Below are 15,485 nucleotides of genomic sequence, written 5' to 3'. Positions count from 1 at the left end.
CCCCGGCGGTGGCGGACGGCGGTGCCTACGTGCGCTCAGCGGCCGACCGGGCGGCGCGGGTGCTGGAGATCCTGGCGGAGCGCGGCGGGACGCTGGCCGTCGCGGAATCCCTCACCGGCGGTCTGGTGGCCGCGGAGCTGACGGCGGTCCCCGGTGCCTCCCGGACCTTCCGCGGGTCCGTCACGGCCTACGCGACGGACCTCAAACGGGATGTTCTGGGCGTCGACGCGACCCTTCTGGAGGAGCGCGGCGCCGTGGACCCCGAGGTCGCGCTCCAGATGGCGGCAGGCGTACGCCGCGCGCTCGGGGCGGGCTGGGGAGTGGCGACCACCGGGGTCGCGGGCCCCGATCCGCAGGACGGGCAGCCCGTCGGCACCGTCTACGTGGCGGTGGTGGGACCGGAAGGCGTGGGGAAAGTGGCCGCTCCGCGGTTGAACGGCGGCCGGGCGGACATCCGTAAAGAGAGTGTACGGAGCGTGCTCGGACTGCTCCTCAGCGAACTCTCCGGGAACGGGCGGGCACAGGATACGGAACAGAACGGGGGGACTTGATGTTTGCAGCCCTGAGTGAACACGACATCGCTCCCCGCACGGCCGCGGCACTAGGCGGTACGGTGGGGCGTGAAGGATGCGGCTACGCGGTCCGAGGAGGGAGCCACCGATGATTCTGCTCCGTCGCCTGCTTGGTGACGTGCTGCGTCGGCAGCGCCAGCGCCAGGGCCGTACTCTGCGCGAAGTCTCCTCGTCCGCCCGGGTCTCGCTCGGTTATCTCTCCGAGGTGGAACGGGGGCAGAAGGAGGCTTCCTCCGAGCTGCTCTCGGCGATCTGCGACGCGCTTGACGTACGGATGTCAGAGCTCATGCGTGAAGTGAGCGACGAGCTGTCGTTGGCCGAGCTGGCCGCGTCGGCGGCGGCGAACGAGCCGGTGCCCGCGGCAGTACGTCCAATGCTCAATTCCGTCTCTGTGACGTCGGTGGCTGGAGTGCCGACGGAACGGGTGACAATCAAGGCGCCCGCGGAGGCGGTGGACGTCGTCGCCGCCTGATCGATCTGATCAAGCGTGGAAGCTTTGACCTGAGCCCCGGTCGGCAGTGATGCCGCGGCCGGGGCTTCTGTCTTTCCCGTATGCCCGTTTTGTGGCGGTTGTGTCATGGTGGAAAGTGCGTGCGTACCGAACTGTGAACGAAGAACCGTGAGCGGAATGGGAGGACATGCATGTCTGTCGTGAAGAGTCCCCTGCCCGAGGAAGACCTGAAGCTGGTCGGCGAGGCACTGCAAGGCGCCCTCGTGGACCTGGTGGATCTTGCGCTCGTCGCCAAGCAGGTCCACTGGAACATCGTCGGGCCGCGCTTCCGCTCCGTACACCTGCAACTCGACGAGGTCGTCGCCACCGCCCGGAAGCACTCGGACACCGTCGCCGAGCGGGCCTCCGCGCTGGGGGTGACACCGGACGGGCGGGCCGCGACGGTGGCGGCCACCAGTGCGATCCGTACGGTGCCCAACGGCTGGATCACGGACGTGGACGCGATACGGACCCTGGTGGACGCGCTCGGCGCGGTCATCGAGCGGATGCGTGAGCGCGTCGAGGTGACGGACAAACCGGACCCTGTGACGCAGGACATACTGATCCAGGTGACCGCCGACCTTGAGAAGCACGCCTGGATGTTCCAGGCGGAGAGCGCCTGACCGGGCCGGAGCCCCGGTCGAAGGGCGAGGGGCCGGCCGCGCCCCTGCCGCGTTGTCGTTGCGGCAGGGGCGCGACCGGTGCCGCATGCGCACGCCGGGGAGTGCATCCGATGCGCTCTCCCGGCGGCTGATCGTTCCTTACTAGGGTCGGCCGGAGGAGGGAGCCATGGCCAGGCGGTGGATCCTTCTTCCCGCGCTCGCTCTGGGCGGGGTGTGGTGGTGGGCCGTCCTGCGCATCGTGCTGGTGCCCGAGAACGCCGGACTGGTGGAGGGCGTGGTGGCGGCGGGCGGCTGGGGGCTGAGCCTGCTGCCGGTGCATGTCGCCTCGGCGCGACAGCGTCGTCCCCGGTTGTGACGCGTCGTCGGCTGACACGGCGACGGGCCCCGCGTGCATCAACTCGCACGTCAACCCCCTCAACTGCGTCAACCGCGTCGTCTCGTGCGTGTATGTGCGTGTAACTGTGCGTGTAACTGTGCGTCCGTGCGTCTGTCCGTGCGTCAACTGGCCGGGTCCGGCTGGCAGAGCGGGCACCAGTACGTGGGCCGGCCGTCCTGTTCGGCCGTACGGATCGAGGTGCCGCAGCGGGGACAGGGGCGGTCCGCGCGGCCGTAGACATACAGCCGACGGGAGCCGCCCGGACGGTTCCGGTTCGCTTCGAGCAGCTTCTTCGCCGCGGTCACCAGCCGCTCGGGCGAAGGGAGTTCGCCGACCGGGAGCCAGGGGCTGGCGCGAACGAGGAAGCAGGTCTCGGACTTGAAGATATTGCCGACTCCGGCGAGGTTGCGCTGATCGAGCAGCGCCTCCCCGACCGGGCGCCCGGGGGCGGACAGCAGATTGCGCAGGGCCGTGGCGGCGTCCCAGTCCGGACCGAGCAGATCGGGGCCGAGATGCCCCACCACCCGCTCCTCGTCGCTGGTACGCAGCAGTTCGAGCACGGGGAGGCGGTAGCCCACGGCCGTGCGGTCGGTGGTGCCGAGGATGGCCCGGATCTGGTGCGCCGCACCGCCGCTCCAGCGCTCACCCGGGGCGTAGACCTTCCAGGAGCCGTCCATGCGCAGATGCGAGTGGAGGGTGAGGCCGCCCTCGATCCGGGTGAGCAGATGCTTGCCGCGCGGGGTGACATCGAGGACGGTCCGGCCGGTGAGATCGGCCGTCGCGAACCGGGGCACCCGCAGGTCCGAGCGGATCAGCCGGTGCCCCGCGAGCGCGGTGTGCAGGCGCTGGGCGGCCTGCCAGACGGTGTCTCCCTCGGGCATGGCCTCAGGCTCGCACGCTCAGGCCCGAAGCCGCAGGCCCCGGGGAGTGGCATGGAAGCCCGCGGACTCCAGGGCGCGCCCGAGGGGGGACGTCAGGGCGGGGGCGCCGTTCGTACGCTCCACCGTGACCGTACCGAGCGCACCCGCGCGGGCCGCGCTCGCCAGGGCCTCCGCGGCGGCCCGGAGCGAGGGGTCCTCCGGGTCGGTGGGCCAGGCCAGCAGTGTCTTGCCGCCGCGCTCCATATAGAGGGTCAGCTCGCCGTCGACGAGAACGACGAGAGAACCGGCCTTGCGGCCCGGTTTGTGGCCGGCGCCGTCCGGGGGATCCGGCCAGGGAAGCGCGGCCCCATAGGCGTTGGCGGGGTCGGCGGCGGCCAGCACCACGGCACGGGGCGAGGGGTGCGCGTCGGCGCGGTCACGGGCCGTCGCCGCCGCGCGCAGCCGGTCGACGGCGCCGTCCATCGCGAACTGGGCCGCGCCCAGGCCCTCCACGACATAGCCGCGGCGGGCCTGGCCGCTGTCCTCGAAGGCGGACAGGACGCGGTACACCGCCGAGAAGCCGCCCGCGACCCCCTCGGCCGCGACCGCGCCCCGGGTCACCACCCCATGGCGGTCGAGGAGCGTACGGGCCAGCGCGTGCGCGCGATGCGTGGGCTCGGGCTCCTGGGCGGGCAGCAGCGACCAGCGGCCACTGACGGTCGGCGGGCCCGTGCGGGAGGCGGGGCGGGCCGCGGCCGTGAGCGTGCCGTACCGCCCCCGGGGCACCGGGCGCCGGGCGCGGTGCGCCGTGGAGCCCGCGGTACGGCCCGAGCCGAGCAGGGAGCGCAGCGGCGCCAGAGTGTCGTTGGTGAGCCGGCCCGACCAGGCCAGATCCCATACGGCGTCGGCCAGTTGAGGATCGGTCGCGTCCGGGTGCGTGGTGGCCCGGACCTGGTCGGTGATCTGCCGGAAGAACAGTCCATAGCCGCCCGAGAGCGTGGCCAGCACCGATTCGTGGAGGGCGGTCAGCTCCAGGGGGTGCGGGGCCGGGAGCAACAGCGGTGCGGCATCGGCGAGATAGAGCGAGACCCAGCCGTCCTTGCCGGGCAGGGCGCCCGCTCCGGCCCACAGGACCTCGCCCGTGGTGGTCAGTTCGTCCAGGAGCGCGGGCGTGTAGCCGGAGACCCGGGACGGCAGGATCAGCTTCTCCAGCGCCGACGCGGGAACGGGAGCGCCCTGCACCTGCTCCACGGCACGGGCGAGTCCGTCGATACCGCGCAGGCTGTTGCCGTTCAGATGCTGCCACTGCGGCAGGAAGGCCGCGAGCGCGGCCGGTGCCACCGGCTCCAGCTCCTGGCGCAGCGCCGCCAGCGAGCGGCGGCGCAGCCGGCGCAGGACCGTGGCGTCGCACCACTCCTGGCCGATGCCGGACGGATGGAACTCGCCCTGTACGACCCGGGAGCTCGCGGCGAGACGCTGGAGCGCGCCGTCGGTGACGGCCGGTCCGAGGCCGAAGCGCTCGGCCGCCGCGTTCGAGGTGAACGGGCCGTGCGTCCGGGCGAAACGGGCGAGGAGATCACCCAGGGGGTCCTTCACCGGCTCCGTGAACGCCTCGGGGACACCGACCGGCAGCGCCGTGCCCAGGGCGTCCCGCAGCCTCCCCGCGTCCTCGATCGCCGCCCAGTGGTCGGCTCCGCCGATCCTGACCCGGATGGCGCGGCGGGCGGCGGCGAGATCCTCCGCCCAGGACGGCCGCGCGCCGCGCTCGGCCAACTCCGCGTCCGTGAGCGGGCCGAGGACCCGCAGCAGATCGGCGACGCCTTCCAGGTCCTTGACGCGGCGGTCCTCGGTGAGCCACTGGAGCTCCCGTTCCAGCTCGGTGAGGACCTCCGGGTCGAGCAGCTCCCGCAGCTCGGCCTGGCCCAGCAGTTCGGCCAGCAGCCGGGAGTCCAGGGACAGCGCGGCGGCCCGCCGCTCCGCGAGGGGGGAGTCGCCCTCGTACAGGAACTGCGCGACATAGCCGAAGAGCAGCGACCGGGCGAAGGGGGAGGGCTCGGGGGTGGTGACCTCGATCAGCCGGACCCGCCGGGACTCGATGTCCCCCATGAGTTCCGTGAGGCCCGGCACGTCGAAGACATCCTGGAGGCACTCACGGACCGCCTCCAGCACGATCGGGAACGAGCCGAACTCGCTCGCCACCTGGAGGAGCTGGGAGGCGCGCTGGCGTTGCTGCCACAGCGGGGTGCGTTTACCCGGGCTCCGGCGGGGGAGCAGCAGCGCCCGCGCGGCGCACTCCCGGAACCGGGAGGCGAACAGCGCGGAGCCGCCCACCTGGTCGGTGACGATCCCACGGATCTCGCCGCCGTCGAAGGCGACGTCCGCGGCTCCGACGGGCGCCTGTTCGCTGTCGAAGGCCGTACTGAGACGGTCCGGCTCGTCATCGAGGAGGTCCAGGCCCATCAGATCGGCGTCGGGGAGCCGCAGCACGATGCCGTCGTCGGCATGCATGACCTGCGCGTCCATGCCGTACCGCTCGGAGAGGCGGGCGCCGAGGGCCAGCGCCCACGGCGCGTGCACCTGGGCGCCGAACGGGGAGTGGATCACCACGCGCCAGTCGCCCAGCTCATCGCGGAACCGCTCGACGAGGATCGTCCGGTCGTCGGGGACATGTCCGCAGGCGCGGCGCTGCTCGTCCAGATACGACAGCACATTGCCGGCGGCCCAGGCGTCGAGCCCCGCGGTCAGCAGCCGCAGTCGGGCATCCTCCTCCGAGAGGGCGCCCACCTCGCGCAGGAACGCGCCCACCGCACGGCCCAGCTCCAGCGGACGGCCCAGCTGGTCGCCCTTCCAGAACGGCAGCCGCCCAGGGGTGCCGGGCGCCGGGGTGACCAGGACCCGGTCACGGGTGATGTCCTCGATCCGCCAGGAGGTCGTGCCCAGGGTGAAGACATCGCCCACCCGGGACTCGTACACCATCTCCTCGTCCAGCTCCCCGACCCTGCCGCCGCCCTTCTTCGGGTCGGCCCCGGCGAGGAAGACACCGAACAGCCCCCGGTCGGGGATCGTGCCCCCGGAGGTGACGGCGAGCCGCTGCGCGCCCGGCCGGCCCGTGACCGTACCGGCCACGCGGTCCCACACCACGCGCGGACGCAGCTCCGCGAAGGCGTCGGAGGGATAGCGCCCGGCGAGCATGTCCAGCACCGCGGTGAACGCCGATTCGGGCAGCGACGCGAACGGCGCGGCGCGGCGGGTCAGGGCGAGCAGATCGTCGGCCTGTCGGGTGTCCAGCGCGACCATGGCGACCAGCTGCTGGGCCAGCACATCGAGGGGATTCGCGGGGATGCGCAGGGCCTCGATGGCGCCGGTGCGCATCCGCTCGGTGACCACGGCGGCCTGGACGAGATCGCCGCGGTACTTGGGAAAGACGACGCCCGTGGAGACCGCGCCCACCTGGTGTCCCGCGCGGCCGACCCGCTGGAGGCCCGAGGCGACGGAGGGCGGCGACTCGACCTGGATCACCAGATCCACCGCGCCCATGTCGATGCCCAGCTCCAGACTGGAGGTGGCCACGACGGCGGGCAGCCGGCCCGCCTTGAGGTCCTCCTCCACCTGGGCGCGCTGCTCCTTGGAGACCGAGCCGTGGTGCGCGCGGGCCAGCAGGGCGGGCGCTCCCCTGGCCGCGCCCGACTGCCCCATCAGCTCGGCCGGGGAGTGGTCCTCGGGCATCGTCGGGGCGGAGCCGGGCCCGTCCGGAACCGTGCCCATGGCCCGTTCGTACGCGATCTCGTTCAGCCGGTTGCACAACCGCTCCGCCAGGCGACGGGAATTGGCGAAGACGATCGTGGAGCGGTGCGCCTGGACGAGATCGGCGATCCGCTCCTCCACATGCGGCCAGATCGACGGCTTCTCCCCGCCGTCCGCCTCCGAGGCCGGGGAGCCGCCCAGTTCGCCCAGATCCTCGACCGGCACGACCACCGAGAGATCGAACTCCTTGCCGGAGCGCGGCTGGACGATCTCCACCCGGCGCTGCGGCGACAGATAGCGGGCGACCTCCTCCACCGGACGCACCGTCGCCGACAGACCGATGCGTCGGGCGGGGCGCGGCAGCAGCTCGTCGAGCCGCTCCAGGGACAGGGCGAGATGGGCGCCCCGCTTCGTCCCGGCGACGGCGTGCACCTCGTCCAGGATCACCGTCTCGATCCCGGCGAGCGCGTCCCGGGCCGAGGACGTGAGCATCAGGAAGAGCGACTCGGGGGTGGTGATGAGGATGTCCGGCGGCTTCGTGGCGATCGATCGGCGCTCGGCGGCCGGGGTGTCACCGGAGCGGATCCCGACCCGGACCTCCGGCTCCGGCAGCCCGCGCCGCACGGACTCCTGCCGGATTCCCGTGAGCGGGCTGCGCAGATTGCGCTCCACGTCGACGGCGAGCGCCTTGAGCGGCGATACGTACAGCACCCGGCAGCGCTTCCTCGCCTCGGCGGGCGGCGGCTGCGAAGCCAGCTGGTCCAGGGCGGCGAGAAAGGCGGCCAGTGTCTTGCCCGAACCGGTCGGGGCCACGACCAGCACGTCCGAGCCCTCCTGGATGGCACGCCAGGCCCCCTCCTGCGCCGCGGTGGGCGCGGAGAAAGCCCCCGTGAACCAGCCGCGGGTCGCGGGGGAGAAGGAGTCGAGCGCGGAGCGTGCCATGCCCCCCATCGTGCACCCCGCCACTGACAATCGCCCGGACCTGGGCAATCGCCCGGGGGACCGACGGCGCAGAATGGAACCATGGCACCGCGGGAGCAGGCACGGCACTGGCGCTATTCCGAGCTGCCGGACGTCGATCTGCTGCGGGCGCGCTACATAGACAAGACGTTTCTGCGGCACGCCCACGAGAGCTTCGTCATCGCCGCGATCACGGACGGGGTCGACGTCTTCCACCACGGAGGGCGCGATCAGTACGCCGGCCCCGGCTCGCTCGCGCTGATCAACCCCGACACCCCGCACACCGGCCACGCCCAGGGCCCCGAGGGCTGGCGGTACGGGGCCGTCTACCCGGCCGTCGACGTCATCGCCTCCATCGCGGCGGAGACCACCACGATCCGCGGCACCCCCGGTTTCGTCGCCCCCGTCGTGGACGATCCGTACACCACGCGCCTCGTCCACCAGGTGCTGCGCGCCTCCGACGAGGGCAACGCACTCGCCGCGGACACCCTGCTGAGGGTTGCGGTGACACGGCTCCTGCGGCTGAACGGCGGGCCGCTGCGGCAGCGCCGGGCACGCGGCGCCGGGGCACGGAACGCGGCACGCGCACGTGCCGTGCTGGAGGAGCGGATGGCGGACCCGCCGTCCCTGGAACGGCTCGCGGCGGACCTCGGCACCAGCCCCTTCGCGCTGCTGCGGGCCTTCAGGAACGCCTACGGGCTGCCGCCGCACAGCTGGCTGACGGACGCGCGGGTGCGCCGGGCCCGGCGCCTGCTGGACGGCGGTACGACCCCGGCCGAGGCGGCCGTGGCCGTCGGGTTCACCGACCAGCCCCACCTGAACCGCCACTTCACCCGGATGGTCGGGGTGCCGCCCGGCGCGTACCGCAGGGAGCGGACGGCCGCCGCGGAGGGCTGAGCGGGCTCCGGACGGGGCGCGGTGCGCAAGAACGTACAAGACCCGGCCCGCACACCCCGCGTAACGTCCCTGACGTGGCAGAACAGATAGCGTCCGCGTCCGCGGACATACCGGCGTACGGTCCCTCCCGGAGCGCCCAGGAGCCCTCCGCCCCCGATCCCGCCCCTACTCCCGCCCCCGAACCCAAGTCCGACTCGGCCGTCGTGCGTGACGCCCTGGGCGTCGGCGTCGCCGTCGGGCTCTCCGGCTTCGCCTTCGGCGTCACCTCGGCGGGCGCGGGGCTCACCGTCCTCCAGACCTGCGCGCTCAGCCTGCTGGTCTTCACCGGCGCCTCCCAGTTCGCGCTGGTCGGCGCCCTCGCGGCGGGCGGCAATCCGCTCACCGCCGCCGCCGGCGCGTTCTTCCTCGGCGTACGCAACGCCTTCTACGGACTCAGGCTCTCTCAGTTGCTGAGGCTCCCCGGGCCGGTACGCCCGTTCGCCGCCCAGTGGGTGATCGACGAGACCGCCGCCGTCGCACTCGCCCAGCCCACCCGGCGCAGCGCCCGCATCGGCTTCACCGTCACCGGACTCACGCTCTATGTCCTGTGGAACCTCACCACCCTGGGCGGGGCGCTGGGCGCCGAAGCGCTCGGCGACACCGACGCCTGGGGACTCGACGCGGCAGGACCCGCCGTCTTCCTCGCCCTGCTCGCGCCGATGCTCCGTACGGCCACCGAGCGGGCGGTCGCGGGGATCGCCGTCGTCCTGGGGCTCGGCTTCCTGCCCGTGCTGCCCGCCGGTGTCCCGGTGCTCGTCGCGGCGCTGGCCGCACCCGCCGTCCTCTGGCTCGAAGGCCGCAGGCTCGGCGCACGTCGGAAGGGAACGGACCGTTGACCATCTGGATCGCGATCGGCGCGACCGCCGTCGGCTGCTACCTCGTCAAACTTCTGGGCCTGCTCGTGCCGGCGGGCGCGCTGGAACGCCCTCTCGTCCAGCGGTTGTCGGCCCTGCTGCCCGTGGCCCTGCTCGCCGCGCTGACCGCTCAGCAGACCTTCAGCGCGCACGGCGCACTCGTACTGGACGCCAGGGGCGCGGGGGTCGCCGCGGCGGCTCTGGCGCTGGTGCTGCGCGCCCCGTTCCTGGTGGTCGTCGCCGCGGCGGTGGCCGTCACGGCGGGGGTACGGGCCCTCGGCGGCTGAGGGGGCGGGAGGCTCGGCGGCCAGGTTTTTTTCCCGCTTTCCGGCGGAAGCGTGTCAGGTCCTGACGGCATCAGCCGATGGCGCGGCCATGGGCGCGCAGTGTCCGCAGCGCCTCGATGGTCACGATCGGCCGTGACTCCAGCGCCGAACCCGGTGCCCATGCGCGTCGGCCGGCCGGCCAGCCGCCGTCCTCCCGCTGAAGGCCGGCCAGGTGGTCGAGCGACCGTTCCATCTCCTCGTCCGTGAACCACGCACGGGCCAGCGACCCGGGCACGCGCGCGTAATCGTGCGGGAAGTGGCGCGGGAGGCGGTGCGGGGGTGGGTGCTCGCCCCGCGCGTACCCCGGTGGTACGGGGTACCCCGCCCGGCGTGCCGGATCGACCACCGCCAGCCCGCGCGCCCGTACGAGCCGGCCGAGGCGGTCCGCCGCGGCCTCGGCCCGTGGCCGGTCGGGGACACCGTCCAGGAAGGCGACCGCCGCCTCGATCTCGTACGGATGCGCATCCTCCAGCCCCTCGACGGCCGCCCAGCAGAAGTCGGTGGCGCGGAAGAGCCAGGCGTGCCAGACCTCGTTGCGGTGCAGCAGCCCGACCACCGGGCCCGTCGCCAGGAGTTCGCCCGGCGGATCGTCGACGACCGGGAGGAACGGCGCGTACGGATAGCCGCGCTGGGAGGGGTGGACGGCGGGCAGGGCTCCCTCGGCCGTGGACACCGCCGTGAGATAGCGGCAGATCCGCTCGATCCGCGGTCCCTCGCAGCGGCCGATGGAGTCGAGCACGCGCAGCGCGTGCGCCGTATGCAACGGCTGGCTCACGGGGCCGCGCAGATCGGGTTCGAGGCCGTGACCGTATCCGCCGTCCTCCTCGCGATACGCGGTGAGGGCCGTCTCCACGGCCTCGGCGCCGTCGCCCCGACCGGTCCCTCCGTCCAGGAAGTGATAGGCGAACCGTCGCTGTTCGAGCACCCGGGCGGTGAGCCAGACGAAGCGCTCGGCCCGGGAGACGGGCGACGAGGGAGGCGCGGAGGACGGGGAGGACGGGAAAGACGCGGGGCAAGACTGGGAAGACACGGAGGACGCGGAAGACTCGGAGGATGCTGTGGTGCCGGCCATGCTCCGAACCGTAGGGCGGAAACGGTTCCTGGCACGGGGGGACGGCGGGGCTGCACTCTCAGGGGCGCGATACTGGTGGCATGCGGTTGACGATTTTCTGGGAGCGCATGGCGGACCACTTCGGGGCGGCCTACGCCGACTCCTTCGCCCGTGATCATGTGATGGCGGAACTGGACGGTCGCACGGTGCACGAGGCGCTGGCAGCCGGCTGGGAGGCGAAGGACGTCTGGCGCGGGGTCTGCGTGGCCATGGGCATTCCGCCCGAGAAGCGCTGACGCGCCCGGCCGAGACAGTCCCCGGGGGCGGGGCGGCACGGAGCCGGCGGGGGCGATGTGATTTCGTCCGACCGCGGGTCCGGTTGTCACCGCGGTAGGCGACACTTGCTCAGTGGCACCGACCGACAACTCCGCACCGGACCTCCCACCGCCGATCCCTCCGCCGGATCCCGCACCGGACACGCCTCCCGAGGCGTCCGCTGCCGCGCCTTCGGCGGCTCCTTCCGCGGCTTCTCCACTGACGGCTCCCGCGGGCTCCTCCACGAGCCCCCCGGGCGCGTCGGCGTCCGCCGCGGACACGGACAGGGACGAGCGGCGGCGTCAGATGCCCCGCTGGCTGCCGCGCGCCATGGTCCTCGCGCTGGCGCTCATCGCCTGCTTCCAGCTCGGCAGCTGGGCGTTCCACCAGCTCATCGGGCTGCTGATCAATATGCTGATCGCGTTCTTCCTGGCGCTGGCGGTCGAGCCCGCCGTGAGCCGGATGGCGGACCGGGGGATGCGGCGTGGACTCGCCACTTTCCTGGTCTTCTTCGCGGTCCTGATCGCCAGTGCCGGCTTTGTGGTGATGCTCGGCTCCATGCTGGCGAGCCAGATCATCGAAATGGTCGAGTCCTTCCCCGAGTACCTCGACTCGGTGATCAACTGGACCAACGACACCTTCCACACGGAGCTGTCCCGGGTCGCCGTCCAGGACAGCCTGCTGCACTCCGACTGGCTCCAGCGCTATGTGCAGAACAGCGCGACGGGCGTCCTCGACATCTCCACCACCGTGCTGGGCGGCCTGTTCCGGCTGCTGACGATCTTCCTGTTCTCGTTCTACTTCGCGGCCGACGGGCCCCGGCTGCGGCGCGCGCTCTGCTCCGTACTCCCGCCGGCCCGTCAGTCCGAAGTCCTGCGCGCCTGGGAGATAGCCGTCGTCAAGACCGGCGGCTATCTCTACTCACGCGGGCTGATGGCCCTCATCTCCGGCGCCGCGCATTACGTACTGCTGGAGATCCTGCGGGTGCCGTACGCACCGGCGCTGGCGATCTGGGTGGGGCTCGTCTCCCAGTTCATCCCGACGATCGGCACCTATCTGGCGGGCGCTCTGCCGATGCTGATCGCCTTCACCGTGGACCCCTGGTACGCGCTCTGGGTGCTCGGCTTCGTGGTGTTCTACCAGCAGTTCGAGAACTACATGCTCCAGCCCAAACTGACCGCCAGGACCGTCGACATCCACCCGGCCGTGGCCTTCGGGTCGGTCGTCGCGGGTACGGCGCTGCTGGGCGCTGTCGGCGCCCTGATCGCTATCCCCGCGGTCGCCACGCTCCAGGCGTTCCTCGGGGCGTATGTGAAGCGGTACGACGTGATGGACGATCCGCGCGTGCACGGCCGCAGGACGCGCGACAGCGTGCCGCTCCTGCGCCAGATACGCCGCGTACTGCGTACGGACGCGGACATACGCACGGGCACGGGCGCGCGTGCCGACGCGGACACGGAGACGGACGACGAGCAGCGGGCGCGGCCGTAGGAGGGCCGGGCGGCCCCCCCGGGGTGAACGGTGGACCGTTCCCGCAGGTGCCCCGGCCGGTGCGGGTGCACCGGCCGGGGCGGCCTGGACGCGATGTGTCGGACAGGACCTGGCGGCCGGATCAGAGCAGGTCGGCGTACTGGTTCCAGCCGCCGCTGCCGATCTTCACCCGGGCCTTCAGGGGCGCGGACGCCTTGCCGGTGCCCGCGTAGAAGTACAGCTCGCCGGCCGAGTTCGAGGCCAGCAGGTCGGCGACGCCGTCGCCGTTGAGGTCGCCGGGAGCCGCGATGTTCTTGTACTGGCTCCAGCCCGCACCGCCGACCTGCGCCTTCGCGCCGAACGGCGAACTCGCCTTGCCGGTACCCGCGTACAGGTACAGGCCGCTGGAGCTGCGCGCGAGAAGATCGGCGCGGCCGTCGCCGGTGAGGTCACCCGCGCCGACGATCTTGTTGAACTGCGACCAGCCGCTGCCGCCGATCTGGACGCGGCCCTTCACCGACATGCCCGTACCGCTGCCCGCGTAGAAGTAGAGGGCGGTGGAGCTGCGGGCGAGCAGATCGCTCTTGCCGTCGCCGTCGAGATCCCCGGGGCCGATGACCAGGTTGTACGACGTGGAGCCGCCCGCGATCTCGGGGTCGGACGAGGCGTAGGCACCGGCGTTGTACAGATGGCCGTCGTACGTGCTGTGCTCGATCAGGTCCGAGCTGCCGTTCGCGCGCAGTGACACCGCGTGGGTCAGCCGTACCAGCGAGCGGTCCCAGCCGTCGCCGATCAGGTACTTCGCGGTGAGGCGGCCGGAGCCGGTGGTGCCGTAGTAGTAGAGCGTGCCGCCGGAGGTACGGGCGAAGACGCCGGCCTTGCCGAAGTGCGGCCGGTTGCCCGCGCCCGCGTACTGGGTCACCAGACCCCAGCCCGTGCCGACCTGCTCCCGGGCGGCGAACGCGCCGGCGCCGTTGCCCTCGTAGAGGTAGAGGGTGCCGTCGTACGCGCGGGTCACCAGGTCCGGGGTGCCGTTGCCGGTGTAGTCCGTACCGCCGACCAGCTGGTTGTACTGGTTCCAGCCGGCGCCGCCGATCTGGATCCTGTCCTTGAACGGGTAGCCGGTACCGCTGCCGTTGCCGGGGTAGACATACAGCCCGGTGGCGTTGCGCGCGAGGAGATCGGCCAGGCCGTCGCCGTCGACGTCGTCCACGCCGACCAGCTGGTCGAACTGGCTCCAGCCTGCGCCGCCCACCTGGATCCCGGCCTTGAAGCCCTTGCCGGTGCCGGGGAAGAGGAACAGTCCCGAGGACTTGCGGGCCAGCAGGTCCGGCGTGCCGTCACCGGTCAGATCGCCGGGGACGACCAGCTTGTCGTACGCCTGCCAGCCGGTGCTGAGCGTGGTGTACGCGGTCATGCCGCCGTAGAGGGTGGAGTTCGCCCCGCTGTGCAGCCGCAGGGATCCGGTGGGCGTCACGGTGAGCAGGTCGGCCTTGCCGTCGCCGGTGAGGTCGCCGGGCAGCATGAGGTCCTTGACCTGGGAGTCGTCCGCGGAGATCACGGCCGCGCCGTCGGAGCCCCAGTCGGCCCAGATCTCGCCGTAGTCGGTGCGGTACACCAGATCGCCGAAGCCGTCGCCGTCCATGTCGCCGCGCTGCGCGGGGGTGTCCGCCGCGGCCCGGCCGGCGGCGAGACGGCGGTCCTGGCCCTTGGCGGCGTCCGCGGCGTCGCGGCCCGGGACGCTGAAGGTGGGCCGGGTGGACGGCGGAACAGGAAGGGTGACGGCGCCGTGCGGTCCGGTGCCCGGCGCATCGGCCGCCGAGGCCGTGGTGACCATCAGCGAACCGCTCACCAGCAGCCCTGCGCAGCCGAGCACGGCCGAGCGGGCGATCCTGCGGGGCCACTCGGCCCCGGGTCTTGCGTGGTTGGACATGCTGCCTCCAGTGAGGTGTACAGGAGCCCGGGGATCAGCGGCGGCACACGCCGGGCACGGCGGTGCGCGGGTCGCGGGGCGTCAGGTGGTGCCGTACCACTGGAATCGTCGTCGGAGTCCCGTCGGCCCATGGCACGACGGGAACTGCCCCCACGGTGATGGAACTGCCCCCCACAGCGATGACGCCCTCCCCAGGTCGTGAGGTAGGTGTATCCGGCCATGGGTTCTGTCGGCAAGTCAGTTGTGAAGTCTCGGTGGATTTTTTGTTAACGCCCGCCGCCTCGGAGGCGCCGGCCCCGTCGACTCGACGGGCGTGGAGCGGCACGGCGACCTGGCATCGTTCCACGGCAGGTGCCGACGGGCCTGACGCGGATCCCCGGCCGGCGGACGAACTGGAACAGTCAGCCTCTGACCAGGCAGAAGGGATGCCCGGCCGGATCGGTGAGGACCCGCCACCTGTCCTCATTCGGCTGGTGATCCGGCTTGCCCGCGCCCAGCTCCAGCAGCCGGGCCTCGGCCTCGTCCAGGTCATCGACCGCGAAGTCGAGGTGAGACTGCTGAGGAACCGTCTGATCGGGCCAGCGGGGAGCCCGGTAGTCGTCCACCCGTTGAAAACCGATGAAGAGCCCGTTCTCACAGGTGAGACCAGCGAAGTCGGCGTCGGAACTCGGGTGCGGTTCGAGGCCGGTGGCCCGCTGATAGAACGCCGCCAGAGCCGGCGGATCGGAGCAGTCGAGCGTGATCGCGCGCAACGCCATCCGCGGGGACATGGCACCTCCGGGCCGATCGGTGGACTTTCGCGATCCACACCCTAGGCCGTGACCATGAAGTATCGCCGTCCGCCCGCGGGGCGGGGTTCGCGGCGGCCGGTGGTCGTCGGCCGGTACTCGTCGGTCAGTGGTTGTCGGTCAGTGGTCGTCGGTCAGTGGGCGTCCGGCCCACCAGGCCGCGCGGGCGGAGGCTAGGGTCGTGAAC

Annotated in this window: 14 protein-coding genes; 9 read left to right on the top strand and 5 right to left on the bottom strand. The window is 72.3% G+C overall.

Annotated elements, in window-relative coordinates; genetic code table 11:
• Window positions 1–29 precede the first annotated feature (29 nt).
• The 4 genes from ACIOGX_RS18020 (at window position 30) to ACIOGX_RS18005 (ending at window position 2,040) form a co-directional block, all read left to right on the top strand.
• Window positions 30–551 (top strand): CinA family protein, encoded by a 522-nt coding sequence (locus tag ACIOGX_RS18020; protein WP_401914270.1) that lies wholly within the window; start codon window positions 30–32, stop codon window positions 549–551.
• A 109-nt stretch (window positions 552–660) separates the two neighbouring features.
• Window positions 661–1,044 (top strand): helix-turn-helix domain-containing protein, encoded by a 384-nt coding sequence (locus ACIOGX_RS18015; protein ID WP_030350081.1) that lies wholly within the window; start codon window positions 661–663, stop codon window positions 1,042–1,044.
• 170 nt (window positions 1,045–1,214) lie between these two features.
• Window positions 1,215–1,685 (top strand): DNA starvation/stationary phase protection protein, encoded by a 471-nt coding sequence (locus ACIOGX_RS18010; RefSeq protein ID WP_356511948.1) that lies wholly within the window; start codon window positions 1,215–1,217, stop codon window positions 1,683–1,685.
• A 166-nt stretch (window positions 1,686–1,851) separates the two neighbouring features.
• A complete protein-coding gene (locus tag ACIOGX_RS18005; RefSeq protein WP_129773659.1) occupies window positions 1,852–2,040 on the top strand; it encodes a hypothetical protein in 189 nt (62 codons plus the stop codon).
• Window positions 2,041–2,183: 143 nt separating this feature from the next.
• On the opposite strand, the gene ACIOGX_RS18000 is transcribed toward ACIOGX_RS18005, so the two are convergent.
• A complete protein-coding gene (locus ACIOGX_RS18000) occupies window positions 2,184–2,942 on the bottom strand; it encodes an Fpg/Nei family DNA glycosylase (RefSeq protein WP_401914187.1) in 759 nt (252 codons plus the stop codon).
• A gap of 18 nt (window positions 2,943–2,960) precedes the next feature.
• Window positions 2,961–7,607 carry an ATP-dependent helicase gene (locus ACIOGX_RS17995; RefSeq protein WP_356511944.1) on the bottom strand — a complete coding sequence of 1,549 codons (4,647 nt, stop codon included), beginning with the start codon at window positions 7,605–7,607 and terminating at the stop codon, window positions 2,961–2,963.
• 81 nt (window positions 7,608–7,688) lie between these two features.
• On the opposite strand from ACIOGX_RS17995, the gene ACIOGX_RS17990 reads away from it, so the two are divergent.
• The 3 genes from ACIOGX_RS17990 to ACIOGX_RS17980 all read left to right on the top strand — a co-directional run bounded on the left by ACIOGX_RS17990 (window position 7,689) and on the right by ACIOGX_RS17980 (window position 9,702).
• Window positions 7,689–8,522: an AraC family transcriptional regulator gene (locus ACIOGX_RS17990; RefSeq protein ID WP_401914184.1), complete on the top strand. Its 834-nt coding sequence runs from the start codon at window positions 7,689–7,691 to the stop codon at window positions 8,520–8,522.
• Between the two features lie 203 nt (window positions 8,523–8,725).
• Entirely contained in the window at window positions 8,726–9,397 is a 672-nt protein-coding gene (locus tag ACIOGX_RS17985; RefSeq protein ID WP_356511984.1) for an AzlC family ABC transporter permease, read from the top strand.
• Window positions 9,394–9,702 (top strand): AzlD domain-containing protein, encoded by a 309-nt coding sequence (locus tag ACIOGX_RS17980; RefSeq protein WP_356511940.1) that lies wholly within the window; start codon window positions 9,394–9,396, stop codon window positions 9,700–9,702. Before ACIOGX_RS17985 ends, ACIOGX_RS17980 begins: the two co-directional genes overlap by 4 nt.
• 70 nt (window positions 9,703–9,772) lie before the next feature.
• Here ACIOGX_RS17980 and ACIOGX_RS17975 read toward each other — a convergent pair whose 3' ends face one another.
• Entirely contained in the window at window positions 9,773–10,813 is a 1,041-nt protein-coding gene (locus tag ACIOGX_RS17975) for a hypothetical protein (protein WP_401914181.1), read from the bottom strand.
• Window positions 10,814–10,893: 80 nt separating this feature from the next.
• Here ACIOGX_RS17975 and ACIOGX_RS17970 point away from each other — a divergent pair, with 80 nt between their 5' ends.
• Together ACIOGX_RS17970 and ACIOGX_RS17965 are read left to right on the top strand one after the other, a co-directional pair.
• The gene (locus ACIOGX_RS17970) at window positions 10,894–11,088 is read left to right on the top strand and encodes a DUF3046 domain-containing protein (RefSeq protein WP_356511936.1); all 195 of its coding nucleotides are present in this window, start codon (window positions 10,894–10,896) and stop codon (window positions 11,086–11,088) included.
• A gap of 325 nt (window positions 11,089–11,413) precedes the next feature.
• Entirely contained in the window at window positions 11,414–12,598 is a 1,185-nt protein-coding gene (locus tag ACIOGX_RS17965; protein ID WP_401914179.1) for an AI-2E family transporter, read from the top strand.
• Window positions 12,599–12,719: 121 nt separating this feature from the next.
• On the opposite strand, the gene ACIOGX_RS17960 is transcribed toward ACIOGX_RS17965, so the two are convergent.
• Window positions 12,720–14,510, bottom strand: coding sequence for an FG-GAP repeat domain-containing protein (locus ACIOGX_RS17960; protein ID WP_401914176.1), 1,791 nt, complete (start codon window positions 14,508–14,510; stop codon window positions 12,720–12,722).
• 401 nt (window positions 14,511–14,911) lie between these two features.
• Window positions 14,912–15,280, bottom strand: coding sequence for a VOC family protein (locus tag ACIOGX_RS17955; RefSeq protein ID WP_356511931.1), 369 nt, complete (start codon window positions 15,278–15,280; stop codon window positions 14,912–14,914).
• Window positions 15,281–15,485 lie beyond the last annotated feature (205 nt).

The sequence above is a fragment of the Streptomyces sp. NPDC088147 genome, assembly GCF_044741565.1.
In the GTDB taxonomy this organism is placed as follows: domain Bacteria; phylum Actinomycetota; class Actinomycetes; order Streptomycetales; family Streptomycetaceae; genus Streptomyces.
This window is presented reverse-complemented; position numbering and strand designations above follow the sequence as displayed.

Coding starts and splice junctions, on each gene's coding strand:
- ACIOGX_RS18015 (WP_030350081.1), top strand. CDS start 661: ATGATTCTGCTCCGTCGCCTGCTTGGTGACGTGCTGCGTCGGCAGCGC.
- ACIOGX_RS18010 (WP_356511948.1), top strand. CDS start 1,215: ATGTCTGTCGTGAAGAGTCCCCTGCCCGAGGAAGACCTGAAGCTGGTC.
- ACIOGX_RS18005 (WP_129773659.1), top strand. CDS start 1,852: ATGGCCAGGCGGTGGATCCTTCTTCCCGCGCTCGCTCTGGGCGGGGTG.
- ACIOGX_RS18000 (WP_401914187.1), bottom strand. CDS start 2,942: ATGCCCGAGGGAGACACCGTCTGGCAGGCCGCCCAGCGCCTGCACACC.
- ACIOGX_RS17995 (WP_356511944.1), bottom strand. CDS start 7,607: ATGGCACGCTCCGCGCTCGACTCCTTCTCCCCCGCGACCCGCGGCTGG.
- ACIOGX_RS17990 (WP_401914184.1), top strand. CDS start 7,689: ATGGCACCGCGGGAGCAGGCACGGCACTGGCGCTATTCCGAGCTGCCG.
- ACIOGX_RS17975 (WP_401914181.1), bottom strand. CDS start 10,813: ATGGCCGGCACCACAGCATCCTCCGAGTCTTCCGCGTCCTCCGTGTCT.
- ACIOGX_RS17970 (WP_356511936.1), top strand. CDS start 10,894: ATGCGGTTGACGATTTTCTGGGAGCGCATGGCGGACCACTTCGGGGCG.
- ACIOGX_RS17965 (WP_401914179.1), top strand. CDS start 11,414: ATGCCCCGCTGGCTGCCGCGCGCCATGGTCCTCGCGCTGGCGCTCATC.
- ACIOGX_RS17960 (WP_401914176.1), bottom strand. CDS start 14,510: ATGTCCAACCACGCAAGACCCGGGGCCGAGTGGCCCCGCAGGATCGCC.
- ACIOGX_RS17955 (WP_356511931.1), bottom strand. CDS start 15,280: ATGTCCCCGCGGATGGCGTTGCGCGCGATCACGCTCGACTGCTCCGAT.